Source organism: Nocardiopsis sp. ATB16-24, from assembly GCF_030271535.1.
In the GTDB taxonomy this organism is placed as follows: domain Bacteria; phylum Actinomycetota; class Actinomycetes; order Streptosporangiales; family Streptosporangiaceae; genus Nocardiopsis.
The window spans coordinates 62,225-86,744 of record NZ_JASCXJ010000008.1; the positions used below are offsets into that span (position 1 = coordinate 62,225).

At 69.4% G+C, this 24,520-nt stretch carries 22 protein-coding genes; 16 read left to right on the forward strand and 6 right to left on the reverse strand.

From position 1 onward, the window contains the following. The first annotated feature begins 117 nt into the window (after nt 1–117). The 6 genes from PFX91_RS11185 to PFX91_RS11210 all read left to right on the forward strand — a co-directional run bounded on the left by PFX91_RS11185 (nt 118) and on the right by PFX91_RS11210 (nt 5,944). The gene (locus PFX91_RS11185; protein WP_285731426.1) at nt 118–1,287 is read left to right on the forward strand and encodes a PP2C family protein-serine/threonine phosphatase; all 1,170 of its coding nucleotides are present in this window, start codon (nt 118–120) and stop codon (nt 1,285–1,287) included. Nucleotides 1,288–1,501: 214 nt separating this feature from the next. Continuing rightward, on the forward strand, nt 1,502–2,386 hold the full coding sequence (locus PFX91_RS11190) for an STAS domain-containing protein (protein WP_285731427.1): 885 nt from the start codon (nt 1,502–1,504) through the stop codon (nt 2,384–2,386). A 19-nt stretch (nt 2,387–2,405) separates the two neighbouring features. Beyond that, on the forward strand, nt 2,406–2,801 hold the full coding sequence (locus PFX91_RS11195; RefSeq protein ID WP_285731428.1) for an STAS domain-containing protein: 396 nt from the start codon (nt 2,406–2,408) through the stop codon (nt 2,799–2,801). Then, the gene (locus PFX91_RS11200; RefSeq protein ID WP_285731429.1) at nt 2,798–3,232 is read left to right on the forward strand and encodes an anti-sigma regulatory factor; all 435 of its coding nucleotides are present in this window, start codon (nt 2,798–2,800) and stop codon (nt 3,230–3,232) included. Before PFX91_RS11195 ends, PFX91_RS11200 begins: the two co-directional genes overlap by 4 nt. Then, complete coding sequence (locus PFX91_RS11205; protein ID WP_285731430.1) at nt 3,229–4,287, forward strand: ATP-binding SpoIIE family protein phosphatase; 1,059 nt, start codon at nt 3,229–3,231, stop codon at nt 4,285–4,287. The genes PFX91_RS11200 and PFX91_RS11205 overlap by 4 nt, the downstream gene beginning before the upstream one ends. Further along, nucleotides 4,280–5,944 carry a PP2C family protein-serine/threonine phosphatase gene (locus PFX91_RS11210; RefSeq protein ID WP_285731431.1) on the forward strand — a complete coding sequence of 555 codons (1,665 nt, stop codon included), beginning with the start codon at nt 4,280–4,282 and terminating at the stop codon, nt 5,942–5,944. The genes PFX91_RS11205 and PFX91_RS11210 overlap by 8 nt, the downstream gene beginning before the upstream one ends. Nucleotides 5,945–6,057: 113 nt before the next feature. Here PFX91_RS11210 and PFX91_RS11215 read toward each other — a convergent pair whose 3' ends face one another. The 3 genes from PFX91_RS11215 to PFX91_RS11225 all read right to left on the reverse strand — a co-directional run bounded on the left by PFX91_RS11215 (nt 6,058) and on the right by PFX91_RS11225 (nt 9,419). Next, on the reverse strand, nt 6,058–6,663 hold the full coding sequence (locus PFX91_RS11215; protein WP_285731432.1) for a malonic semialdehyde reductase: 606 nt from the start codon (nt 6,661–6,663) through the stop codon (nt 6,058–6,060). Between the two features lie 95 nt (nt 6,664–6,758). Then, nucleotides 6,759–7,922, reverse strand: a complete 1,164-nt coding sequence (locus tag PFX91_RS11220) for a glycosyltransferase (protein ID WP_285731433.1) — start codon at nt 7,920–7,922, stop codon at nt 6,759–6,761. A gap of 240 nt (nt 7,923–8,162) precedes the next feature. After that, nucleotides 8,163–9,419 carry a nucleotide sugar dehydrogenase gene (locus PFX91_RS11225; RefSeq protein ID WP_285731542.1) on the reverse strand — a complete coding sequence of 419 codons (1,257 nt, stop codon included), beginning with the start codon at nt 9,417–9,419 and terminating at the stop codon, nt 8,163–8,165. On the opposite strand from PFX91_RS11225, the gene PFX91_RS11230 reads away from it, so the two are divergent. Continuing rightward, nucleotides 9,375–9,563 carry a hypothetical protein gene (locus PFX91_RS11230; protein ID WP_285731551.1) on the forward strand — a complete coding sequence of 63 codons (189 nt, stop codon included), beginning with the start codon at nt 9,375–9,377 and terminating at the stop codon, nt 9,561–9,563. The two genes, PFX91_RS11225 and PFX91_RS11230, sit on opposite strands and share 45 nt — an antisense overlap. Before the next feature lie 73 nt (nt 9,564–9,636). On the opposite strand, the gene PFX91_RS11235 is transcribed toward PFX91_RS11230, so the two are convergent. Then, complete coding sequence (locus PFX91_RS11235) at nt 9,637–11,373, reverse strand: glycosyltransferase family 4 protein (protein ID WP_285731434.1); 1,737 nt, start codon at nt 11,371–11,373, stop codon at nt 9,637–9,639. 229 nt (nt 11,374–11,602) lie between these two features. Between PFX91_RS11235 and wecB the strand changes: the two genes are divergently transcribed. The 4 genes from wecB (at nt 11,603) to PFX91_RS11255 (ending at nt 17,090) form a co-directional block, all read left to right on the forward strand. Next, entirely contained in the window at nt 11,603–12,715 is a 1,113-nt protein-coding gene (wecB, locus tag PFX91_RS11240; protein ID WP_285731435.1) for a non-hydrolyzing UDP-N-acetylglucosamine 2-epimerase, read from the forward strand. After that, nucleotides 12,712–12,849 carry a hypothetical protein gene (locus PFX91_RS11245; protein ID WP_285731436.1) on the forward strand — a complete coding sequence of 46 codons (138 nt, stop codon included), beginning with the start codon at nt 12,712–12,714 and terminating at the stop codon, nt 12,847–12,849. The genes wecB and PFX91_RS11245 overlap by 4 nt, the downstream gene beginning before the upstream one ends. 181 nt (nt 12,850–13,030) lie before the next feature. Beyond that, nucleotides 13,031–14,824 (forward strand): hypothetical protein, encoded by a 1,794-nt coding sequence (locus tag PFX91_RS11250; protein ID WP_285731437.1) that lies wholly within the window; start codon nt 13,031–13,033, stop codon nt 14,822–14,824. 76 nt (nt 14,825–14,900) lie between these two features. Beyond that, nucleotides 14,901–17,090: a glycosyltransferase gene (locus PFX91_RS11255; protein ID WP_285731543.1), complete on the forward strand. Its 2,190-nt coding sequence runs from the start codon at nt 14,901–14,903 to the stop codon at nt 17,088–17,090. Nucleotides 17,091–17,138: 48 nt separating this feature from the next. Here PFX91_RS11255 and PFX91_RS11260 read toward each other — a convergent pair whose 3' ends face one another. After that, complete coding sequence (locus PFX91_RS11260) at nt 17,139–18,425, reverse strand: sensor histidine kinase (protein WP_285731438.1); 1,287 nt, start codon at nt 18,423–18,425, stop codon at nt 17,139–17,141. Between the two features lie 67 nt (nt 18,426–18,492). Next, nucleotides 18,493–19,161 carry a response regulator transcription factor gene (locus PFX91_RS11265; protein WP_285731439.1) on the reverse strand — a complete coding sequence of 223 codons (669 nt, stop codon included), beginning with the start codon at nt 19,159–19,161 and terminating at the stop codon, nt 18,493–18,495. Nucleotides 19,162–19,776: 615 nt separating this feature from the next. Between PFX91_RS11265 and PFX91_RS11270 the strand changes: the two genes are divergently transcribed. The 5 genes from PFX91_RS11270 (at nt 19,777) to PFX91_RS11290 (ending at nt 24,343) form a co-directional block, all read left to right on the forward strand. Then, complete coding sequence (locus tag PFX91_RS11270; protein ID WP_285731440.1) at nt 19,777–20,370, forward strand: hypothetical protein; 594 nt, start codon at nt 19,777–19,779, stop codon at nt 20,368–20,370. Between the two features lie 112 nt (nt 20,371–20,482). After that, nucleotides 20,483–21,040 carry a hypothetical protein gene (locus PFX91_RS11275; RefSeq protein ID WP_285731441.1) on the forward strand — a complete coding sequence of 186 codons (558 nt, stop codon included), beginning with the start codon at nt 20,483–20,485 and terminating at the stop codon, nt 21,038–21,040. 370 nt (nt 21,041–21,410) lie between these two features. Beyond that, on the forward strand, nt 21,411–21,608 hold the full coding sequence (locus tag PFX91_RS23130) for an MmcQ/YjbR family DNA-binding protein (protein ID WP_352231656.1): 198 nt from the start codon (nt 21,411–21,413) through the stop codon (nt 21,606–21,608). 19 nt (nt 21,609–21,627) lie between these two features. Further along, nucleotides 21,628–23,886 carry an SF1B family DNA helicase RecD2 gene (recD2, locus tag PFX91_RS11285; protein WP_285731442.1) on the forward strand — a complete coding sequence of 753 codons (2,259 nt, stop codon included), beginning with the start codon at nt 21,628–21,630 and terminating at the stop codon, nt 23,884–23,886. 22 nt (nt 23,887–23,908) lie between these two features. Next, nucleotides 23,909–24,343, forward strand: coding sequence for a (deoxy)nucleoside triphosphate pyrophosphohydrolase (locus PFX91_RS11290; RefSeq protein ID WP_285731443.1), 435 nt, complete (start codon nt 23,909–23,911; stop codon nt 24,341–24,343). Nucleotides 24,344–24,520: the final 177 nt, after the last annotated feature.

Below are 24,520 nucleotides of genomic sequence, written 5' to 3' on the forward strand. Positions count from 1 at the left end.
TCGTCGGGCGGGTATCCCTACGACCATAACGGAACACCGGGTTCCATGTCCGCCGTCCGTACCCGTGCCGGTGCGCGGACACGTCCCACCAGGCACAGAAAACGCAGGTCGACCACAGTGAACAGATCCGAGACCGTAGCGCGGGCCCTTCGTGAGGCCGCACCACACCGCCTCGTGGCGGTGCTCCGCGACGCGTTGGCGGAGCACTACGGGGCGGTGTCCGTCGAGGTCCTCCTCGCCGACTACGGGCTCGAGGTACTCTGCCGGGTCACCGAGCCCTTCGGGGAGTGCGGCGAGGAGTTCTCCGTCTTCAACAGCATCGTCGGCAGGGTGTTCGGCGCACAGGCGACCTTCGTCGAGGACGACCTCGCCTCCGGGACGGAGGTCGTCCACCTGCCGGTGAGCGCGCGTGGGGACAGGCTGGGCGTCCTCGTGGTCGGGGTGAAGGCGGGCACCTCCTCGGAGGAGACGATCGTCGACCTGGAGCACGTCGCCACCGCCTTCGGCCACGAGCTCCTCGTGGCCGAACGGGACACGGACGTCTACCGTTCGCTGCGCCGCAGGGACCGTCTCACGCTGGCGGCGGAGGTGCAGTGGGACCTTCTGCCGGGCAGGGCCTACGAATGCCCCGAGTACAGCATCGGGGCCCACCTCGAACCCGCCTACGCGATAAGGGGCGACAACTTCGACTGGTCGGCCGAGCCGGACCGGCTCCACCTCGGCATCACCAACGGCATGGGTGAGGGCATCGAGGCCTCGCTCCTGACCGGCCTGGCCGTCAACGCCCTGCGCAACGCCCGTCGAGGCGGGGTGTCCCTCGCCGACCAGGTCGCCCTGGCGGACAAGGCCGTGTACGCCCAGTACCGAGGGGAACGGTATCTGGACGTCCTCATGCTCGATTTCGACCTGGAGACGGGTGAGGTGGAGGTGGTCGACGCCGGCTCCCCACGTCTGTACCTCCTCCGGGACGATCGCGTCAGCCAGTTGCCGTTCGAGCCGCAGTTGCCCGTCGGCATGGCCGAGGACAGCGTCTACACCACGCAGAACCTCAAGGTCGAACCCGGGGACCGTCTGGTCTTCGCCAGCGACGGCGTTTTCGACGCTCCCGGTGAGGCGGAGGAGAGTTTCGGCGACAGGGCCCTGGCCAAGGCGATCCTGGCCACCAGACTGTTGCCCAGCGTCTCGGTCCCCCAGGAGGTGCTGCGTCACCTGACCGCCTACCAGGGTGGACGGGAGGCGGTCGACGACGCGCTCGTGCTCTGTCTCGACTGGCGGGGCCGGTCCTGACCGGGATTTCGGTCACACCGTGGCGGAACACGGTGGGTGTGCGCAGTATGTTGGCGAGTGAGCCGGTCCCGAACACGCCCTTGCGTCGTTCGTCCCCCCGTCGGCACCGAGACCGTGTTCGTATCCTCTGTGCGTGCACATCCCTTCTGATAGACAGTTGTCAGAAGGCAAATGATCATGTCACCGAATCGACCTCACGAACAAGAGGAGACGTATGACGTACGGACCGCCTGACTCCGCCGCCGCCGGAGCGGAGGCCGTGGCCGGTCTCCTTCGGCGTCGCAGGGAACAGATCGCGCAACGCTGGGCGGACCTTCCCCTCTTCCAGGCGGTGTTCACCGTCACACGGGAAGAGGCCGTCGAAGCCTGTCACTCGGTCATCGACTCCCTGGCCGCGGTCGCCGAGAGCGGACGGGTCGAGGATCTGGAGGCCCCGGGTTTCGATCCCATCCAACGCCAGCTCGCCGCGATGACCGCCTCACGCGCGAGGGCGGGCCTGTCCACCAGCCAGGTCGACCAGGAGGTCAGTGCCCTGCGCGACGCGGCATGGGACCTGTTGGACGCCGAGACGGTCGAACTCGGCGTGGAGGACACCTGTGAGGCTCGGACGCGGCTCGTCGCGCTGTTCGGCACCCTGCGGGTCGTGGTCATCGAGGCCATGCTCCAGGAGAACCAGGAGATCATCCTGCGCCAGCGGCAACAGCTGCTGGAGATGGCGACGCCGGTCATCAAACTCTGGGACCGTCTCGTGGCGGTGCCCCTCATCGGCATGCTCGACAGCGCGCGCAGCCAGGTGGTGATGGAGAACCTCCTGGAGGCGATCGTCGAGCACAAGGCGACCATCGCCATCCTCGACATCACCGGTGTGCCGACGGTGGACTCGCTCGTCGCGCAGCACCTGATGAAGACCGTCGCCTCGGCACGCCTCATGGGCGCGGAATGCGTGATCTCGGGGATTCGGCCCGCCATCGCCCAGACCATCGTCCAGCTGGGGCTCGACCTGAGTTCGGTCACCACTCGCGCTACCCTCGCCGACGCCCTGCAATGGGCCCTGGGCCGTGACCAGCGTGGGGAACTGCCGGCCCGAGGCCACCTCTGAGAAAGGACCGGACGGACACATGCCAGGTGCGTCTTCCATCCCCGTGCTCGACTTCGGTGGGTTGCTGCTCGTCAGCATCCAGGGCGAACTCCCCGATGACGCGGCCGTCTCCCTCCAGGAGGACATCACCGACGCGGTGGTGCGAACCGGTTCGCGCGGAGTCATCATCGACATCAGTTCGCTCGACATGGTCGACTCCTTCCTCGCCCGGGTCCTGGCGGAGATCGCCGCGTCCTCGCGCCTGCTCGCGGCCAGAACGGTCCTGGTCGGTATGCGCCCCGCGGTGGCCATCACCCTGGTCGAGCTGGGACTGTCCCTGCCGGGCATGGACACCGCCCGCACCATCACCGACGCGGCGGCGGACTTCGGGGTCACCATTGCCGACACGGTCCAGGAGGAACGGAACACGACATGAGCCAGACCTCCGCGGAACCGATACGGTTGCCCATCCGCAAGGACACCGATCTCACCGCGGTCCGCCAGCATGTGCGTGCGCTCGCGCAGCGGGTCGGGTTCGGACTGGTACAGCAGACCAAGCTCGTGACGGCCGCCAGCGAGCTGGCCCGCAACACCCTTCTGCACGGTGGTGGGGGGATGGCGCAGATCAGCCTCGTCCACGGTGAGAGGGGCCAGGGGCTGTCCGTGAGCTTCGTCGACTCCGGACCCGGGATCCCCGACGTGGGACTGGCTCTGAGCGACGGCTACTCCACGGCGGGCGGCCTGGGCATGGGCCTGAGCGGTTCACGCAGGCTCGTGCACGACTTCGACCTCAAGAGCGACCCCGAGGGCGGTACGGAGGTCACGATCACCTGCTGGAACGACTCCCTTCGGCGTGGGTTCCGATGACCAGGGTCTGGGAACTGAGCGTCACCGACGCCACGCTCGTGTCGCACGCCGCCCGGATGGCCGGGAACGCCGCCCGGTCGATCGGTCTGGACGAGGTGAGGGCGGCCGCCGTCGCCCTCACCGCGTCCGAGTTGGCGACCAACATGTGCAGGTACGCGGCCGGGGGGCGGTTCGTGGCCGAGGAGGTCCAGGACCCCTGGGGAACGGCTCGGGCCCTCCAGGTACTGGCGTTGGACCACGGCCCCGGGATCCCCGACGTGGCTCGGGCCATGAGCGACGGCTTCTCCACCGTCGACTCGCTGGGCACCGGGCTCGGTGCCTGCCAAAGGGCCGCCGACTTCTTCGAGGTGCAGAGCACCCCCGGGCGGGGGACCGTCGCCCTGGCCAGGTTCACCCGGCCCTCCGACCGCGCGTTGTTCGAGAAGCGGGTGGCGGTCGGAGGGGTGCACGTGCCCTTGGGCGGCGAGGCGGACTCCGGGGACACCCTGGCCTTTCGCAGCGGCGGCGGAAGCCGCATGGTCATGCTCGCGGACGGTCTCGGGCACGGAGAGGCCGCGGCCGAGGCCTCGGCCGCGGCCGCGCGGTGTCTGAGGGAGAACGGTCGGCACTCCCCGGTCACGCTGCTGCGGGGCATGCACAAGGAACTGCGACGCACACGCGGGGTCGCCGTCGCGCTCGCGGAGGTGGACGACTCGCGGCAGCGCCTCACCTTCTGCGGGATCGGCAACATCGGTGCGCGCCTGTACCGTGGCGGACGTTGGGAGACCCTGCTCTCCAGCCCCGGGATCGTGGGGGCCTTCACGCTGCGTACACCGGTCCCGGTCCTCCGTGACTGGACCCCGGGGGACATGCTCGTCCTGCACAGTGACGGTCTGCCGAGCCGGTGGAGGCCCGAGGGAACGGAGCTTCTGTACGACCACGACGCGGCGGTCATCGCCGCCGCCCTGTTCCGGGACTCCGGAAGCGCGGCCCGGCCTCTGCGCGACGACACCTGCGTCGCGGTCGTCAAACACACCGTGCGAGAAGAAGGGGAGGAGGGGGCGGCCCTTGCTTGAACTGCGAGTGCGAACCGCCGCTGACGTGGCCCTGGCGGTCGCGGCCGCGGCGCGCGTGTTCGACGTCGCCTGTGTCGCTTCGGAGACCGTACTGGAGTGTCTGGACGCCTTCTCCTCACGCGCGCTGCGCGAGATCGAGGCCGGCGGATCGGCCGTGTTGGTACTGGAACGCTCCGAGGACGCGCACGCCCTGCGGACGGGGGTCCGTGACGGCGCGGGGGAGAGCATGTGGGCTTCCACGATCACCCTCTCCGAGCGTCTGGACCGTCCTCTCGGCGGGCTCGTCGGCTCCGTCGACCACGTGGAACTGTTGGCGACGGAATTGCTGCGCGCCCTCGACAGGGGTGGTTCGGCGGCCGCGGTCGCCAACGAACGCGCACGCGCGCTGGAGAGCCTCCAACGCGAACTGGAGGAGACCAACCAGGGCGTGCTCGCGTTGCACGCCGAACTCGCCGAGGCCAGTGACGAGCAGAGGAGACTGCTGGCGGCGGAGAGGACGGCCCGGAACGAGGCGGAGGCCGCGCGCAACAGGTTGACCTTCTTGTCCTGGGCCAGCGCACGGCTGCTGGCCTCCCTGAACCAGACGGAGATCTCCTCCTTCCTGCGCGAGTTCCTCATCCCTCGGCACGCGGAGGACGTGCAGGTGTGGCACTCGGGCGCGGAGGGGGAACTGTGCGGGCCCGAGGACGTCGACCAGACCCCTCCGGAGACCGTACTGCGGGCCGCGTCCAGCCGACGGCCCGTGGACGCCTTGAGCGAGGAGGGCCATCTGGGTCTGCCCCTGCTCACGGGCACCGAGCTGATCGGTGTGCTGCTGCTGCGGCGCACGGATGAGCTGGACCCCGACGACGGGGTCATGTTGGTCGAACTCTCGCGCAGGGTGGCCGTGTCACTGGACAACGCGCGCCGCTTCGAGCAGGAGCGCGACACGGCGGCCACGCTCCAACGCGCCATGCTCACCGATCTGCCCCGCACCCCGGGTATGGAGATGACCGCCCGCTATCTCCCCGCCACACGAGGGATGAACGTGGGCGGCGACTGGTACGACGTCTTCCCCCTGGGGGACGGCGAGTTCATCGGCGTGGTGGGCGACGTCACCGGGCACGGCATCCATGCCGCCGTCATGATGGGCCAACTGCGTACGGCCCTGCGCGCGTACGCACTGGAGGAGCGGAGCCCGGCCGCGCTCTTGGGACGGCTGCACCGTCTTTTGGACCACCTCGAACCGGACCTGTTCGCGACCGCGGTGATCGTGCGCTTCCGCCCGGGAGATCCGGAGGTGGTCATGGCCAGCGCGGGCCACCCTCCGCCGCTGTGGCGGGACGGCGGCGGAAGGGCCGAGGCCGTGGAACTTCCGCACGGAGGGATGCTCGGTCTGCCTGTGGACCTGGTCCACACCGACCACACCGTCGCGCTGCCGCCCGGTTCCGCCCTGCTGCTGTACACGGACGGTCTCGTCGAACGACGGGGCGAGTCCATCGACGACGGGATCGACCGTCTGCTGGAGGGTTTCAGCGGACCCCCGTACTGGGACGACGGTCCGGAGAAGGCGGCGGACGACCTGCTGGACGCCATGGTCAAGTACCAGGACTGCGACGACGACGTGTGCCTGCTGGTCTTCCTCGCCTCCGCGGGTAACGGGACCGGTGAGGGCTGAGCGGTGCTCCCTCCCACGGCTCGGTGTTCCCCGTGGGAGGGTGTGAGCGCCTCCCACCGACACGTCGGGCCGGGCGCCTCGGAGACGCCCGGCCCTTGTCCACGGAGGCGAGATCAGAGCTCGGTGAAGACCTCTTCGTGCTCCAGGCGCGGCAGACGGTCGAACCACGCGTCGGGGCCCGGCCTGCCGATGTTCATGACCACGAGGGGCTGGAGCGCGGAGTCCTCGCCGAAGAACTCCTTGCGGATGCCCTCGGCGTCGAATCCGGTCATCGGTCCGGCGGCGAGGCCGGCGGCGCGCACACCCACGATCAGGTAGGCGATCTGTAGGTAGGCGTTCTGCTGTGCCATGGACGCGCGGGCCTCGGCGGGCATCGCGGCGAAGTTCTCACGGGCGTCCGGTGCGACCGGGAAGGTCTTGGGGAAGTGCTCGTGGAAGTCGGGGTCCGCGGACAGGATCAGCGTCAGCGGGGCCGTGGAGGTCTTCGGGGCGTTGTTGCCCGACATGTGCGGGACCAGGCGCTCACGGGCCTCGCGGGAGCGGACCACGGTGACCCTCAGGGGCTGGTTGTTCATGGCCGTGGGCCCGTACTTGACCAGGTCGTGGATCGCACGTACCTGCTCCTCGCTCACCGGTTCGTCGGTGAAGGTGTTGGCGGTACGGGCGTCACGGAACAGGAGATCCTGGGCCGCCTTGTCGAGAACCAGCGCGTCAGTCATGTGCTTCCTCGGTCGTGATCATGATGGGCCGAACATCGGTTTTGCTCCGACACGACCCACAACATTCCTTATCGAGGAAGATATTTCCTAAGTCACTAAATGTGAGGCCGATCACCCACGGGTGTGGGCCGGCCTTTGCTCCGCTCCGTGACCACGGGGAACGCGCCGTTCGCCTCCTCCACCCAGCTCTCCAGCCGCCTGACGAACATGCGGGCCTGGACGGGCCAGTGGAAGGACGTGCGCGCGATCCGGTGTCCGGTGCGTGCCATGTGCCGCCGCAGCTCGGCGTCCCGGCACAGTCGTAGCACGGCCTCGGTGGCCGCGGGGACGTCGCCGAACGGTACCACCACGCCCGCCGGACCCTCCGGGCGGTCCTCCACCAGGGCCCGAGCCAGGGGGTTGGGCGTGGTCACCACCGGCAGGCCGTGCGCCATGTACTCCACGACCTTCGTCGGCATCGAGTGTCTGTAGTTCGGTGTGTCGTGCAACAGGCTCAGACCCGCCGCGGCGCCCGCGCACATCCGCAGGGCCCTGTCGTTGGGGACGAATCCGTACCAGTGCAGCACGCCCTCGCGCTGGGCCTCGCGCAGCAACGGTCGCACACCGGGGTCGGCGCCGCCGACGACCTCCAGGCGCACCCCGTGCGGACGCAGCGCGCGCCCCAGTTCCACCATCTCGCGCGCACCGCGCGCCTGCGACACCTGACCCAGGTAGACGACCCGGTCCTCCCCCGGTTCCCGGGTCGGGGTCGGGGGGACCTCGGTCGTGTTGGGCACCACCGGGTGTTCGCGTCGGAAACGGGAACGGTATCCCTCCTCCGCGAGCAGGAGGCGTATCCGGCGCTCCGCGTACCGTTCGACGGAGCGCACGACCGCGCCCAGCGGGCGGCGAAGCGGCCCCGGGACCCATGTCTTGGTGAGAAGGGCCGAGGCCGTGTCCTCGTGCACGTCCCACACCGTCACCGGGCGGCCGGAGGGCAGCGCCAGGAGGAGTTCGGGGTCGTGGAGGAGCAGCAGGTCGGAGGCGGGGGCGTGTTCGGCGAGTACCGCACGCGCCGCGCGCAGTGAGGACAACCGTTCCCTGCCGGAGGCGCGCGGTACGTCGACCGAGCGAAGCTCCTTCCAGGGGGTCGCTCCGCAGTCGCGGAAGGGCGCGACGTAGGTCACCGTGTGTCCGGCGTCCAGCAACGCGCGGATCTGACGGTGCAGGATCCGGGCGTCTTCGGGGTGGTGCACGACCGTGGCCACAAGTGCGTGCATCTGGTTCACCTACCTGTGTCACCGTATAGGCCCTTTGTGGTGATCTGTCCCAATCATCCACTTTCGGGGGTCGTATGGTCCTTCCGACACGCTAGGAGGTGAGAAAGACGTCGCGAGGAAACCGGGGTGGCCGGGCGGGGTGCGGCGGGTGAACCTTCGGTCGGGAAGGGGCGAACACGACAAGGCACGCCGACGGGCGACCATCGGCGTGCCGGTGGGCGGGCCCGGGGCCCGGCCGGTTCACAGGACCTGGAGGCCCTCACGCGGTACGTGGCGTCGGACCTGCTCGGGCACCGTGGTGCTCGCTTCGGTCTCCGGGTCGGGACGGCGCAGTACGCCCCGGGTGTCCAGGAGCAGGCGCGCGTACTCCTCCAGTTGCTTGGGCCGGTACTCGCTGTGGTCCGTGAGCAGGATGGTCAGATCGGCGTCGGCCAGTGCCCGTTCCAGGTCGGTGGAACGGGGGATGTCCACCCCGTCCACCTGCCAGGACTCCACGTGCGGGTCGTGGTAGGTGAGCGTGGCCCCCTTGGCGGTCAGCTTGCGCGCGACCGGTCGCGCCGGGGACTCGCGCTGGTCGGCGATGTCGGCCTTGTAGGTCACTCCGAGCAGCAGCACCTTGGAACGGGACAGGGCCAGTCCGGAGTCGTTGAGCAGTTCCTGGGCCCGCTGGGTCACGTACGCGGGCATCCGCCCGTTGATCTCCTGGGCCAGCTCCACGAACCGGAACGGATACCCCAGGGTCTTGACCTTGTACGACAGGTAGTTCGGGTCGATGGGGATGCAGTGGCCGCCCACGCCCGGCCCCGGATAGAAGGCCTGGAATCCGAAGGGCTTGGTGGCCGCCGCCGCGATGGAGTCCCACAGGTCGATGCCCAGTTCCTGGCAGAAGACGGCCATCTCGTTGACCAGGGCGATGTTGACGTGCCGGTAGGTGTTCTCCAGCAGCTTGGCCATCTCCGCCTCGCGCGTGCCGCGTGCCCGCACCACCGTGTTCACGAAGGCGGAGTAGAAGTTCGCCGCCGCCTCCCCACAGTCGCGGGTGAGACCGCCGACCACCTTGGGGGTGTTGACCACACCGTAGGTCGGGTTGCCGGGGTCGATGCGCTCGGGAGAGAAGGCCAGGTGGAAGTCGGCGCCCGCGACCAGGCCGGACTCCTCCAGCAGTGGTCGTACCACCTCCTCGGTGGTGCCGGGGTAGGTGGTCGACTCCAGGATGACCAGAGTGCCCGGTTGCAGCCGCGTGGCGATGGACCGGGCCGCGGAGGTGACCGCGTTCAGGTCCGGCCCTCCCTCGGGCGACAGCGGTGTGGGCACACAGACCACGATGGTGCGTGCGGTGGCGAGGCACGCGGGGTCCGTGGTCGCGGTGAAACCGCGGTCCAACATCCCGCGGACGTCCTCCGAGGAGAGGTCGTCGACGTGGGACACCGCGTTGTTGAGCCCGCTGACGACGTGGTCGCTCACATCGAGGCCGGTGACCTTCAGCCCCGCGGACACGGCCGCGGCCGCCAAGGGCAGGCCGACATAGCCGAGGCCGAGGACGACGAGATCGCCGACAGCGCCGACTGGCTGCTGGGAAACAGGTGCTGGGTTAGAGGCTGCGGCATCCACTTCGTGGTCACACTCGCATTCATTTCGTGAACGGGCGTAAATAGCAGGGATGGCCATTGCTCAGTACGTTGGACGTCCGAGTGTAGACAGACGTTGTCCCTGATTACGGATGTTGGCCTGATTCGGTCATTTCTTGAATCAGAACCCGATACGCCTGGTTGTAGCGGTATGCGGCCTTGGCCCAGGTGCGGTGCGCGCCGACGAGGCTGCGACCTGCACTGCCGTAGGAAGCCCGCTTTTCATGACTGTAAGCGAGTTTTGTCAGGACATCGGCTAGGCTTGCCGATTCGCCCGCAGGAATTAACTCTCCTGTCACTCCTGGTTCCACGATCTCTCGCAACGCGGGAAGATCACTGGCGACCACGGGAAGTCCGCCCGCCATGGCCTCCACGGGTTTGAGCGGAGTCACCGAACGGCATACCCTCTCGTCCCGCCGGGGCACGGCGAACACGTCCATCGCGGCGTGGTGGTCGCGTACACGGTCGGCGGGAACCCGGCCGGTGAAGTGCGCGGCCCCGCCCAACCCCAGGGAGGACGCCAGGGAGCGCAGCGCGGGCAGTTCGGGGCCGTCCCCCACCACGAGGGCGTGCGCGGGCTCCCCCCGTTCGCGCATCAGGGCGACCGACTCCAACAGCGTGTCCAGACCCTCGTAGCCGAAGCAGCTGGTGGTGGTGCCCACCACGAACTCCTCCGCACCGATGCCCAGCCGCGCACGCACCCCGGCACCGGAGGGCAGGGGCTCCAGGAAGGAGGGGTCCACCGCGTTGGGGACCACCATCAGACGCTCCCTCGCCACCCCCCGTGCCTCGATGTCCGCGCGCATCGTCTCGCCCAGCGTCACGACCAGGTCGGCGGCGAGCATGCACGCGGTCTCGTTCGCGCGCTCGGCTCGGTAGAAGGCGTCCTCCACGCTGCGCGAGGAGTCGCGTGACAACCACGACTCCTCCAGGAAGCCCCGCACCTCGTACACCACCGGCAGGCCGAACCTACGACCCAGTTCCAGGGCCAGACGGGCGTTGTGGTGGTTGCTCGCCGCGTGGAGAACGTGTGGACGCAGCGTCTCCACCAGCGCCGACGCCATCCGCGTCCCCACCTCCAGTTCCCGCGCGGAGTCGGCGGGCGCCGTCCACGGGATCAGTCGGTGGTAGGGGACGCCGTCCACGAGTACCGACGTCCGCGGATCCCGGACGCCTTTGGTGAGCGGGTAGCCCACCCGCGTGACCACGTGAACGTCCATCCCGGCCCTGCGTTGGGCCACCGCGATCCGGTGGGTGCGCTGCGTGTAGCCGGCGTTGGTGTGCGGCAGGGCGTTGGTCACCAGGTGTAGGACCCGTGTCGCCGCTTCGGACGGGGGACGTTCCTCACCCGCCCATCGTCGTTCACCAGCGTGGATCTTCGGTCGCCGAGCGTTCACCGTGTCGTCGGGTCGCGTTCGGGCATTGCGGGTTAACGTGATCCCGTGACGGTCAGGCGATACGGACAAGGGTACGGGAGCGGCGACGGCGCGTCCCGTGGCCAGAGCCGTCCGATGTTCCGCGGACCTTCGGAGGGCGCCCTCCGGAAGGCGTTCGACGAGTTCTCGGGCGGTCCTCGCATCTCCCGCCGCAAGACATGCGGACACCAGACGATCCACCCGGCGGGGAGGGGCGCCGCTCGCCGCGCTCAGGACCGCCTCGCGGGCGTCGTCGCGTCTGCCCTGGTCCCACAGGGCGTAGGCGCGTGCCCGACCCCCGGCACGGGAGGCGAGGGAACGCACCGTACGTCGCGCCGGGCCGGGCATCAGCCGCAGCGCGAGCAGCGGCAGACGGGCCGGATCGGACCGAAGGTGCCGCCAGGCCAACGACAGGGTGAACGTCGCCGCCCGTGGCCAACGGGCGCGTGGGCGCGGAACCTGGGATACGAAAGCTCGGGTGTCATGCACGGTCAGTCACACAACCACGCCGACATGACCATGTGGTGACACCACGGCGACACGGACGGGACGGCTCAGGCAAAGAAAACCACTGGACCGCACCAGCCCCGTCGGTGGCGACGGGGACACCACCTCGACAGAAGGAAACGTGAAAGTCGTGGCAACGAGCGCTCCCCTGGGGAGCCAGGACACCGGCATCGTGCACGTCGTCGGAGCACGGCCCAACTTCGTCAAGGCCGCGCCCGTCGTCTCCGCCCTGCGTGGGCGTGGGGCCCACCAGTCGGTCGTGCACACCGGGCAGCACTACGACGACCGCATGTCCGCCGTGTTCTTCCGGGACTTGAACCTGCCCACTCCCGACGTCGACCTCGGGGTGGGTTCGGGCACGCACGCGGCGCAGACCGCCTCCCTCATGGTGGGGCTGGAAAGGGAGTTCCTCGCACGACGGCCGGGCATGGTGGTCGTCTACGGCGACGTCAACTCCACGGTGGCCGCCGCTCTGGTGGCCGCGAAGCTACAGATCCCCGTCGCCCATGTGGAAGCGGGACTGCGCTCCTTCGACGACACCATGCCCGAGGAGATCAACCGCCGCGTCACCGACCAGCTCAGCGATCTGTGCTTCGCCACCAGCCCCGAGGCCATCGGCCACCTGGCCGCCGAGGGCGTGGGTCCCGAGCGGGTCCACCTGGTCGGCAACCCCATGATCGACACCCTGCTCGGCAACCTCGACCGTTTCGACTCCGAGGCCCTGCGCGCCCGACTCGACCTGCCCGAGCGCTATGTCGCCACGACCCTGCACCGTCCCGCGAACGTGGACGACGCCGACAACGCGATCCGCCTCACCGAGCGCCTGCACGAGATCGCCGACCTCATCGACGTGGTCATGCCCGTGCACCCCCGGGGCAGGGACGCCTTCGCACGGGCCGGACTCGGCGACCATCCACGTGTACGGCTCCTCGAACCCCTCGGCTATCTCGACTTCGTGGCGCTCACCCGTGGCGCCGCCGCCGTGGTCACCGACTCCGGTGGAGTGCAGGAGGAGACCACCGTCCTCGGAGTCCCCTGCCTCACCCTGCGTCCCAACACGGAACGGCCCGTCACCATCACCCACGGGACCAACCAGCTCGTCACGGAGACCGATCTCGTCCAGACGGTCACCAAGGTCCTGCACGGTCACACGCCCGAGCGGCTCGGCGACGGCGTCCCGCCCCTGTGGGACGGTCGCGCGGGGGAGCGCATCGCCTCCGTCCTCACACAGTGGTCCAGGTGAACCCGATGACAGACCGCACGCACGTCCCCGAACCCGAAGACGCCGGTGAAGGCACCGAGGAGGGTGCCGTTCCCGCCCGGGAGGAACCCTCCGACCGCTCCACCGTCACGATTCCCCCACAGCGCTCCAGGTGATCGACCATGGCGAACGTCCACACACCGACCCTGGTCACAGGACCGGACGAAACCGTGGCGCGTCCGGCCAGGGGCGTCCGCGCCCTGCCGGATACGCGCCGCGGACACCGTTCCGCACGGTCGGGACACCCGACGCAGGCAGCGGTCTCACCGATCAGTCCAGAACACAAGGTGGCAGCCCGTGAAACGGCGTGAACAGAGCCAGACAGAACAGCTCCGTCAGGCGCTGGCAGAGCGCGAGGCCCAACTCCAGGAAGCGCGCGCACGGCTTGCGGCGGTCGAGGGTTCCACCTCGTTGCAGGTGGGGCGCGCGCTCACAGCCGCGGCGAGGAAGCCCGGCCGGTCCCTGGTCAGGCTCCCGCGCGACCTCTACCGGCTCTGGCGGCGCAGTGGTACCACTCACCACTCCGAACGCCGTCGCGGCGGTGTCGAGCCCGTGCGTTCCTTCGACGCCGACCGCCAGGAGGCGCGTCTTTTGACGGGCGTTCCCGGAGGCGGCCAGGACATGCTGGTGGTCGCCACGGTCGTCGGTACCTCCATCGCCGAGGCGATCGGCCCGTACGTGCACCCGGTGCCCCTGCGCCCGCACGACGCCCAGATCGTCATGGACGGCCTGGACGTCGACCTCGTCCTGGTCTCGTCCTCGGCCGCCGCCCCCGGGTCCCCGTGGGCGCACGTGGGCGACCCCGCCGTCGTGGACCGCACCCGCGCCCTGCACTGGGTGTTGGAGTCCGCCGCCGCGAGGGGCATCCCCACGGTCCTGATCGAGGACGCGCCCGCGGCGCCGGCACTGCGCACGCTGGGCTTCGACAAGGTCCACAGGGGGGACGCGGGGGTCCCGCTCCACGTGTTCAACCCGGTGGCCGCCCACCTGACGCCCGGACCCGAGGCGGTCTTCGTGCGGGGACATCGGGACGAGCCCGTCCCCGAGGTCCTCAGCGAACTGGGCGCGGGCGTGGTGGACGCCGACTCCTCCGACCTGGCCGACGCCCTACGGGCCGCCAACGTCGCCGTCGTCCCGGCGTTCCCGAGTGAGGACACCCGGCTGCGTCGACGTGCCTGGGCGTGCGGGACCCACATCGTCACCCACGCCGCGATCCCCACCCCGACCGAACCCGCGGAGGAGGGACTGGCGGTCACGGTGCCGCGTCTGCGCGCCGAGGAGCCGACCGCCGCCGAGCAGCGCGGCATGCTCCGGCAGGTCTTCCTCAAGGAGGCCACCCCCGTCCGCCTCGCCGAGATCCTGGAGGGCCTGTCCTTCCCGCCCGGTACATCGGGGGCGAAACTGCTCCTGCGCGGGCGCTCCGTGGCCGTCCTGGCCGACCCGGCGGGGGAGAACGACGCGGAACTGCTCGCCGACGACCTGTTGGCCTCCCTCCTGAAGCCCACGGAGGTCGTCGTGCCCGGCCCGGCCTCGCGTCTGCCCGGTGTCCAGCGGCTGAGGGCGCACGGCATCACCGTGCGCACCGCGCGTTTCACCGCACCGGACACGCCGGAGGAGCTGACCCGCGACACCTCCGGCGTCCAGCTCGGAGGTCTGGGCCCGGAGCGATGGGCGGCGCTGGCCGAACGAGCCACCGCACCATGGTCGCTGCCGTGGTCCGCGCCGATGGGCCGCAGGCGACTGGCCGACCTGGTGTGCGCCGTCGAGTGCTCGGACGCCGACGCGGTCGGTATCGCCGTCCCGGGCTCCGAGGAGGAGGGATGGGGTTCCGCGCTCTCCTCGCCGGGCGGCGGGACACGTGGGTTCTTCGATCGCCCCGGCACGGGCGGACAGCAGTACGTCTTCGTGGGCGAGGTCGTCCCCGAGCTGGCCCGGACCGAACTGCTGAGGCGTGGTTGGGACCCCCGACAGTGGAACCGGCGCGGTGCCAGACTCCTGGCTCTGGGCTCCGACCACGGTAGGGGCGCCGACTCCGACACCGAGGACACCGCGTACAACGCCGCGGACGCCCCCACCGGGGCGGTCGGTTGACCACCGACGGCCCCGCAGGGGCGAAGAAAGAGCATCCGAAGGGAAGAACGTGAGTACACCGCCTCCGCGCGCGCTCCTGTACGGGGACGTGGACCTCAACATCATCGACGGCTCGGCGATCTGGGCCCAGTCGATGGCACAGGCCCTGTCCGCCGCCGGATGCGAGGTCACCCTGCTGTTGAAGGCGCCCGTGCGCACCGACCGACTCATCGAGCCCCTCAGCAGGATCCCCGGTGTCCGGTTGCTGCGGCCCTACGAGGACAAGGCGCTTCCCGACCCGGGGCCGAAGGGACTCACCCCGGAGCAGGCCGTCGCCCTCATGGTCGAGCACCACGAACGCAGGGCCTTCGACCTGGTGGTCGTGCGCGGACGACGCCTCGCCGGGCTGGCCGCCCAGGAGGAGGCGTTGACGGGACGACTGTGGACCTACCTGACCGACTTCCCGCACAGTGTGGGCGAGCTGTCGGCGACGGTCACCGCCGAGCTCACCGAGATCGCGTTGGCCTCCCGCTTCCTGCTCTGCCAGACCGAGGAGCTACGGGCCTTCCTGGAGTCGTCGGTACCCGCCGCGTGCGGACGGTCGGTCCTCTTCCCGCCCGTGGTGGTCGTGCCGGAGGACGTACGAGCCGACGGAGAGATCCACGCCCGTGCCCGTCTGGCCTACACCGGCAAGTTCGCGCCACGGTGGAACACCCTGGAGATGACCGGGCTGCCCGCCGAGCTGGCGCGACTCGGAGTGGACGCCGAACTGGTGATGATCGGCGACAAGATCCACGCCGAACCCGCCGACTGGGCCAAGCGCATGCGCAGGGCGTTGGAGAACACCCCCCACGTGGACTGGCGGGGCGGGATGTCGCGCGCCGACGCGTTGCGCCAGGCGGCCGAATGCGGTTTCGGACTGTCCTGGCGCGACCCGTCCATGGACGCCAGCCTGGAGCTGTCCACCAAGGTGTTGGAGTTGGGCGCGCTCGGCCTGCCGGTGGTGCTCAACCGCACACCCATGCACGAGACGCTGTTGGGTGAGGACTATCCCCTGTTCGCCGGTGCCGACGTCACCTCGGTCGCCGAGGTGATCGCTCGCGCGCACAACGATCGTGCGGTCTACGCGGACGCCGCCGCGCGCTGCCGCGACGCGGCGGCCGACCACACCCTGGAGCGGGCCGCCGAACGACTGCGTGGCTACCTCACCGAGGCACTGCCGCCCGCACCGGCGGGGGCCGACCCCGAGCGGCCGCTCAAGGTGGTCGTGGCCGGACACGACATGAAGTTCTTCACCCGGCTGGCCGAGTACCTGGACTCGCTGCCCGGGCTCGACGTACGCCTGGACGAGTGGGAGGGGCTGAGCACCCACGACCAGTACCGGTCACGGGAGCTGGCGGGCTGGGCCGACGTGGTGATCTGTGAGTGGTGCGGACCCAACGCGCTGTTCTACTCCAAGTGGAAGAGGCCCGAGCAACGACTGATCGTGCGGCTGCACCGTTTCGAGCTGTACGCGGAGTGGCCGCGCAAACTCGACATCGGCAAGGTGGACGCGGTGGTGTGCGTGAGTCCCCACTACGCCGACCTGACCAGGGAACTGACGGGGTGGCCGGCCGACAAGGTGGTCGTGGTGCCCAACTGGGTGGACGACGAGCAGTTGGACCGTCCCAAGTTGTCGGGTGTGGAGTACTCCCTGGGCATGATCGGCATCGCACCGTCGCGCAAACGCCTGGACCGGGGGCTGGACGTGCTGTCGGAGCTACGGCGCATGGACCCGCGGTACACGCTGTCGGTGAAGACCAAACAACCGTGGGAGTACTGGTGGATCTGGAACCGGCCGGAGGAGCGGGCCTACTTCGAACGCGTCTACCGGCGGATCCAGCGCGATGAACGCCTCGCCTCGGGGGTGGTGTTCGACCCCTTCGGGCCGGACGTGGCCACGTGGCTGCGACGGGTGGGCTTCATGCTCTCCACCAGTGACGACGAGTCCTTCCACCTGGCCCCGGCCGAGTGCGCCGCCTCCGGTGGGATCCCCGCGCTGCTCCCCTGGCCGGGCGCGGACACGATCTACGATCCGCACTGGATCCACGACGACGCCGTGGCGATGGCCGAGGCCATCCACGCGACGGTGACCGAGGACCGGTTCGCCGCCGAGGCGGAACGAGCACGGGGAGAGATCACCAAGGCCTACGGACTGGGTCGGGTACGTGCTCTGTGGAGCGACCTGGTGGTGCGCGGCAAGGCCCCCGAGCCGCCGGAGCGGTCCGCGGCCTCGGCCGACTTCTGAGGTTGCGACCGACGGGGACGGGACGGCGGTCGGTGTCGGCCCCGTCCCTCAGACCGGACCGGTCATCTTCGACAGGCCGCCGGCGCCGGCCGGCAGGAACAGAGCGAAGACGGGAGGTTTGATCTGGACCAGTTCGATCCGGGCTCCCTCCGACTCGGCGATGTGCCGGGCCAGGGCCAATCCCAGGCCGGTGCCGTTGCCACCGCTGACCTCCCGGTCGAAGATCCGGTGCGCCAGGTGCTCGGGCACGCCGCCGCCCTCGTCACTGACCTCGATGCGCACGGACTGGCCGGTGTCGATGCGGCGGACGGTCACCGTTCCCTCGCCGTGCTTGTACGCGTTCTCCACGAGGGTCGCGAGGATCTGCGCCAGGTCGCCGGGGGCGGCCATGGCCGTCAGCCCCTCCTCCCCGGTGATCGCCAACCTGCGTTCCTCGGCGTGGAGGACGGGTTCCCACTCGGCCTGGATGTTCTGGAGGACGGGATCGATCTCCACCGCCTCCACCTCGGGGTTCTGGCTCTTGCGAGCCCGTCCCAGGAGGCTTTCCACGGTCTCGGCCAGACGTTCGGTCTGGGCCAGGGCGGCCTCGCCCTCCTCCCGTACCACCTCGGGATTGTCTGCCTCGGCGAGGATCTCCTCCAGACGCATCGTCAGGGCGGTCAGCGGGGTGCGCAGTTGGTGCGAGGCGTCGGTGGCGAAATGACGCTCGGTGGCGATGAGTCCGGCGATGCGTTCGGCGCTACGGTCCAGGACCTCCGCGACCCGGTCCGCCTCGGGGATTCCGTACCGGTGGCCCCAGGGCGTGGTCACTCCCGACCCGAGACGCTCGGCGGTGACCGCCAGGTCGATCAGGGGCAGGGTGAGTCTGCGTGCCTGGAACATCGAGAGCCCGACGGCCACCCCGATCGCCAGCAGGGACAGTGAAGCGATCCCCAGCCAGGCGCGGATCACGCTCTGCTGCACGTCTTCTGCGTTCGTCCACACCTCGACGAGCGTGCCACGGCCGGTGGTCGCGGTCGCCTTCAACATGCTCGGAGAATCGGGGGCCTCGGGGTTGAGGGCGGGGTCGCCCGCGGTCACCACGGTGGACGCGTCCGCCGTGGTGATCCTGATGAACCGATTCGGATGGTCCCGGTCGAACTCGCTGAGGTTGAGTTCGCCATGGGCCTCCAGCATGGTGTCGCTCTCGGCACCGATCAGCTCCGCCTCGCCGTGGAGCTGGCGGGTGCTCTCGTCGTGCACCAGCTTGTAGGTGAGCGCACCCAGAGGCAGCCCGAGCAACATCACGGCGATGACGGTCACCAACAAGGTGGAGAAAACCATCCGCCTGCGCATGTCACCTCATGTGTGTCCGACCCGGAGGTGGCCGGGCGACAGGGAGAGACCCGGACGCGGGACCGGGTCAGTCTCGCTCGAACCGGAAGCCCACACCCCGGACGGTCGTGATGTACGACGGTTGGTTGGCGTCGTCGCCCAGCTTGCGACGCAGCCATGAGATGTGCATGTCCAGGGTCTTGGTGGACCCCCACCAGTTGGTGTCCCACACCTCCCGCATGATCTGCTCACGGGTGACCACCTTGCCCGCGTCACGGACGAGCACACGCAGCAGGTCGAACTCCTTGGTGGTCAGTTGGAGCTCGCGTTCGCCCAACCAGGCGCGGCGGGAGTCGTTGTCGATGCGCACGCCGTGCACGACGGGCACCTCGGCGCCGCCTCTGCGCAACAGGGCGCGGACACGGGCGAGCAACTCGGCCAGCCGGAAGGGTTTGGTGACGTAGTCGTCGGCGCCCGCGTCGAGGCCGACGACGGTGTCGACCTCGTCGGCGCGCGCGGTCAGGATGAGGATCGGTGTTCCGTGACCCTCGGCACGAAGCCGACGCGCCACTTCGAGCCCGTCCATTTCGGGCAGTCCGAGGTCCAGAACCATGAGGTCGATGTCTCCCGCACGGGCACGGTCGAGTGTCTCAATGCCGTTGACGGTCACGTCCACCGTGTATCCCTCGCGGCGGAGCGCGCGCGCGAGAGGCTCGGAGATCGAGGCATCGTCTTCGGCCAGCAAAACGCAGGTCATGCTGTTGATCGTAGGTCCGGGGTCACGCATTTCCCTATTATGCGCGCCGGATGTCCCAAGGTTGGCCGAAGATACGCTAACCACATATGGGGCAAATCGTCCAATTGGCCCTTTTGGGTCATTTCTTTGCCCCTCCATGGTGAAACCGAGAGGCGTGTGGCGGGCGTGTGCCGAGTACCGACCAGTGTGGACGCCATGTCCGGCCCCAGAGGGGCACCGTGCATGGGCAAGTGGGAGGATTCCTGGCAAAACTCATAGTAAAGAGGTGTGGAGCGGGTATCCGAGCGTGGTCGGACGTCCTCTTCCCACCGGTCGGCCTTCGCCGGTGCGCGTTCCGATGTGGCATTTCCGACGACGAGGAGACTGTACGTGAACCCCCATGACACGCCCGGACACGGCGGCGGCTTCGGCCCGCCGTCGCACGAACCCCCACGGTCCCACGCACCTCCCGAGAACCGGACCCCCTACGGTCCGCACGGGCGGACACCCGCGAACCGACCTTTCCCGGAGCGGCCCGCGTACCCGACGCAGGGACCACCCCCACAGGGACCGCCTCCGCACCAAGGCCCGCCGGGACCGAGGCCGCCCCGAGCCGGCCGCTACGGCACCGGCCTGGTGACGGTGCTCGCCGTGATCGCGGTGCTGGCGGGCGCCTCCTTCCTCGGAGGAGGGATGGCCCTCGGAGGAATGATGGCCGGCCGCGTCATGGCGGACGAGGAGCCGGAGCCACGGGACGGACCCGATGGGGAGTCCCCGTCGCCGACCGACACCCCGAGTCCCACCGAACGCCCGAGTCCCCTCGAACACCCGAGCCCCACCGAGGAGCCCGAGCCGACCCCGGAACCGACCACCGAACCGGAGGAGTTGATGTCCTCCGAGGACCTGGTGGCCGAACTGCGGCGGGATTTCGACATCAGCGCCCGTCAGGACATCACCGAGGAGGTCTGTGGAGCGGCGGACGAGGAGGAGTACGACCTCTTCCAGTGCACCTCCTCCATGGACACCGACCTCGTGCGGGTGGCCGCCTTCGAGAGTCCCGGAATCGCCATGCTCGCCACGATGGCCATGTTGGAGAGCGAGGACAACACCGCGGAGGACATCCAGGACGCCTGTCACTTCGTACTGGTGTGGTTCGACCACAACGGCCTGGACCAGGGCGAGCGTGACGAGATGGCGGAGGCGGCGAGGGAGATCGTGGGCTGCCCCTAGAGAAGGGTTCCCACGCCCCGAAGACGGGAATCCGGGCTGCTGTGGGGGTCGGAGGTCCGGGCCGCCTACCATGGTGGAGCACACCGATTCGACAATCCTTCGGAGGACGTCCGTGTTTCCCTCTGGTCAGGACCCGTACGACCCCGACGGGACGCAGGGCGGCGGCCTGCCGCCGCGGGGGACGTCGGACTTCGGAGGCGGTTTCGGTGCTCTGAGCCCCGACGCGCCCCTGCCCAAGAAGGTGGCGGTCGTCCGCACCCTGATGTTCGTGGGCGGTGCCTGCGGGTTCGCCCTGTCCTCCCTCTTCCTCATGGGGCTGATCGCACCGGCCGAGGCCATGGCGGAGGTTCTACGGCAACAGGCCGACATCGCGGCTCAGGAGGGCGTGGAGATCGCCGTCAGCGTGGAGACGCTACGCGCCATGATGGGGGTGATGGCCGTGATCACCGGCACCTACGGGCTGCTGTCCACGTTGTTGGCCGGAAGAATCCGTCGACGCACCGTCGGGGTGTTCTGGGGGGTCGTGGTCTTCCAGGCGGCGGCGGGCGCGCTCCTGCTGTGGAACCTGCTCGCCGGGGACTACTTCGCGATCGTTCCCTTGGGCTTCACGGTCATGATGGTGGTGTACATGCTCTCCCGCGAGGGCCGTGCCCACTACGGACTCCTCTGAACCGAACTCCGTCGCGCGTTCCTTCCGGGAACCCTCATGCCCCCTCCTCAGGAGGGAGGGGTCGCCCTCTGTCACCCCGTTCGCGGGTGGAGAACGCCGAACGTCGGTGGTCTCCGCCATCGTCGAGGTCCGCGGGAGGAAGGAAGTGTCCATGGTCCCCGAACGGTTCGTCGACGCGGCCCCGTGGTTCCCCGCAGCGGGGGAGAGCGAGCCCCTCGGCCCTGGTCGCCAAGGTGGCCGACCAGAAGACGTCCGCCCTTCTCAGAGGAGGAGGCGAGGGGAAGGGCGTGGCCGTGGTGAACCTCACGTGCGACCCGGAACTCGCGCTGGGGTCGCGCACCCGTTTCCCGGCCGCCGCCCCGGCCACCACATGAACAAGGAACACCGGAACTCCGTCCTCCCGGACGGCACGGTGCCCGACGAGGAGATCCTGGAGACGCTCCGGCACTCCTCCGTCCCGGTCACCCGGAGTCCGCGACGGGCCGACCGCGACCGCGTGCTCGCCGCTCCGGGCGAGGACGTGCCGCCGGTGCACGAGGGGCCGGAACAGCCATCGGAGGGGACCTGACCCCGGAAAGGACGGCCACGTGTCCGACAAGACCGTCCGGTCCGCCGTCGTTCAAGGCGTCCTGGAACGGATCACCTACGCCAACGAGGAGACCGGGTACACCGTCGCCCGCGTCGACACCGGACGCGGTGGTGACCTGCTCACCGTCGTCGGCTCCCTCATGGGGGTCCAGCCCGGGGAGGCCCTGCGCATGCACGGGCGCTGGGGCTCCCACCCCCAGTACGGGCGCCAGTTCCAGGTGGACGACTACACGACCGTCCTGCCCGCCACCGTCCAGGGCATCCGTCGTTACCTCGGCTCCGGACTGATCAAGGGCATCGGCCCGAAGATGGCCGAGCGCATCGTCGACCACTTCGGCACGGACGCCCTGGACGTCATCGAGGAGAACCCCGAACGGCTCATCGAGGTGCCCGGCCTGGGTCCCAAACGCACGAAGCTCATCACCGAGGCCTGGGAGGAACAGAAGTCCATCAAGGAGGTGATGGTCTTCCTCCAAGGAGTACAGGTCACCACCTCCCTGGCCGTGCGCATCTACAAGAAGTACGGCGATTCCTCCATCGACGTCGTGCAGAAGGAGCCCTACCGGCTGGCCGCCGACGTGTGGGGGATCGGCTTCAAGACCGCCGACACCATCGCCCGTGCGGTCGGCATTCCGCACGACAGTCCGCAACGTGTGATGGCCGGCATCCAGTTCACCCTCTCGGAGTCCATCGGTGACGGGCACGTCTACCTGCCCGAGGAGAAGCTCATCTCCGCCGCGGTGAAGATCCTCCAGGTGGACTCCGGTCTGGTGATCGAGTGCATCGCCGAACTCGTGGCGACCGAGGGGGTGGTCCGCGAGACCCTTCCCGGTCCCGAGGGCGAGCCCGTGCGCGCCGTCTACCTGGTGCCCATGCACCGGGCCGAGATCGGTCTGGCCTCCGGCCTGCGCGCCCTCCTCGAACACCCGGTCGACCGTATGCCCGCGTTCGCTGGCGTGGACTGGGACACGGCCCTGGAGTGGCTCCGGTCCCGAACACGCGCCGAGCTCGCCGAGGCCCAACGGGAGGCCGTACGCCTGGCTCTCACGGAGAAGGTGTGCGTGCTCACCGGTGGACCGGGCTGTGGAAAGTCCTTCACCGTGGCCTCCATCGTCACCCTGGCGGCCGCCAAGCAGGCCAGGATCATCCTGGCAGCACCCACCGGACGCGCCGCCAAACGCCTCACCGAGATGACCGGCATCGAGGCCTCCACGGTGCACCGGCTCCTGGAGCTGCGTCCGGGCGGGGAGGCCGCCTACGACCGGGACAACCCTCTCGACTGTGACCTGTTGGTGGTGGACGAGGCCTCCATGCTGGACGTACTGCTGGCCAACAAGCTGGTCAAGGCGGTCCCGCCCGGAGCGCACCTGTTGTTCGTCGGCGACGTGGACCAGCTTCCCTCCGTGGGGGCCGGACAGGTGCTGCGGGACCTGCTCGACGAGGACTCGCCCGTCCCCAACGTGCGCCTGACCCATGTCTTCCGGCAGGCCCAGCACTCGGGGGTGATCACCAACGCCCACCGGATCAACAACGGCGAACCACCGCATTTTCGTGGCATGTCCGACTTCTTCCTCTTCTCCTGTGAGGAGTCGGAGGACGCCGCCGAGATGACCGTGGACGTGGTCGCCCGCCGCATCCCGCGCCGGTTCGGCCTCGACCCACGTCGGGACGTGCAGGTCCTCACCCCCATGAAGGGCGGCCCGGCCGGTGCGACCAACCTCAACATCGCGCTCCAGGCGGCCATCACCCCCGCGGGCGACCACGTTCCCGAACGTCGCTTCGGCGGACGCGTCTTCCGCGTCGGTGACAAGGTCACGCAGGTCCGCAACAACTACGAGAAGGGGGAGAACGGGGTCTTCAACGGAACCCTCGGCGTGGTGACGGGTATCGACTCCGTCGCCCAGGAGGTCCTGGTCCGTACGGACGAGGACGAGGACGTCGCCTACGACTTCGCCGAACTCGACGAGCTCGCCCACGCCTACGCCGTCACCGTGCACCGCTCCCAGGGCAGCGAGTACCCCGCCGTGGTCGTTCCCGTCACCACCAGCGCCTGGATGATGCTCCAGCGCAACCTGCTCTACACGGCCGTCACCAGGGCCAAGAAACTGGTCGTGCTCGTCGGTTCCCGCCGAGCCTTGGCCCAGGCGGTCCGCAACGCCTCGTCCGGACGCCGACACACGGCCCTGGCGCACCGGCTGCGGTCCGTCGCGCGCGGGAACGACCCCGGCCCCGCGTTCCCCGACCCCGAAATGTCGTAGCCCCCCGCTACGCTGGGGCATCGTGGAGCAGCAGACCCTGATCGTGGTGGGCGCCGCCGTCATCCGCGACGGCCGCGTCCTGGCCGCCCAACGCGCGGAGCCCGAGTCCCTGCGCGGACGATGGGAGTTCCCCGGTGGCAAGGTCGACCCCGGGGAGACGGCGGCCCAGGCCCTGGTCCGCGAGTGCCGGGAGGAACTCGGAGTCGTGGTCCGTCCCCTGCATCAGCTCGGGGTGGACGTTCCCTTCCCCGCGCCCGGCCGTGCCCACACACGCCCCGCCGTGCTGAGACTGTGGCGCGCGGAGTTGCTCTCCGGAGAACCCAGACCCCTGGAGCACCTCTCCTTGCGTTGGCTCGCGGCCACGGACCTGCGTACCCTGGACTGGCTTCCCGCCGACGTGCCCCTCCTCGGTGCGATCGAGCCCCTGCTCGCGGCGGGAGCGGTCACACGTCCCTGACGCGGCGACGGTGATCCGAGCGGTCCGTCCGAGGAGCTCGGGCGGTGGGGGTCGTCACACCGAGTGGTCGGCCGTCCCGGCGGAGCCACACGTCTACTCATCGGACCGCTATGGCCGCATAAAATAAGTAACGGGCCGTGGCAATCTACGGTCTCTTCCCAGTACAGGAAACGAGAC

Coding starts and splice junctions, on each gene's coding strand:
- PFX91_RS11190 (WP_285731427.1), top strand. CDS start 1,502: ATGACGTACGGACCGCCTGACTCCGCCGCCGCCGGAGCGGAGGCCGTG.
- PFX91_RS11195 (WP_285731428.1), top strand. CDS start 2,406: ATGCCAGGTGCGTCTTCCATCCCCGTGCTCGACTTCGGTGGGTTGCTG.
- PFX91_RS11200 (WP_285731429.1), top strand. CDS start 2,798: ATGAGCCAGACCTCCGCGGAACCGATACGGTTGCCCATCCGCAAGGAC.
- PFX91_RS11205 (WP_285731430.1), top strand. CDS start 3,229: ATGACCAGGGTCTGGGAACTGAGCGTCACCGACGCCACGCTCGTGTCG.
- PFX91_RS11215 (WP_285731432.1), bottom strand. CDS start 6,663: ATGACTGACGCGCTGGTTCTCGACAAGGCGGCCCAGGATCTCCTGTTC.
- PFX91_RS11220 (WP_285731433.1), bottom strand. CDS start 7,922: ATGCACGCACTTGTGGCCACGGTCGTGCACCACCCCGAAGACGCCCGG.
- PFX91_RS11260 (WP_285731438.1), bottom strand. CDS start 18,425: ATGCGCAGGCGGATGGTTTTCTCCACCTTGTTGGTGACCGTCATCGCC.
- PFX91_RS11265 (WP_285731439.1), bottom strand. CDS start 19,161: ATGACCTGCGTTTTGCTGGCCGAAGACGATGCCTCGATCTCCGAGCCT.
- PFX91_RS23130 (WP_352231656.1), top strand. CDS start 21,411: ATGAACAAGGAACACCGGAACTCCGTCCTCCCGGACGGCACGGTGCCC.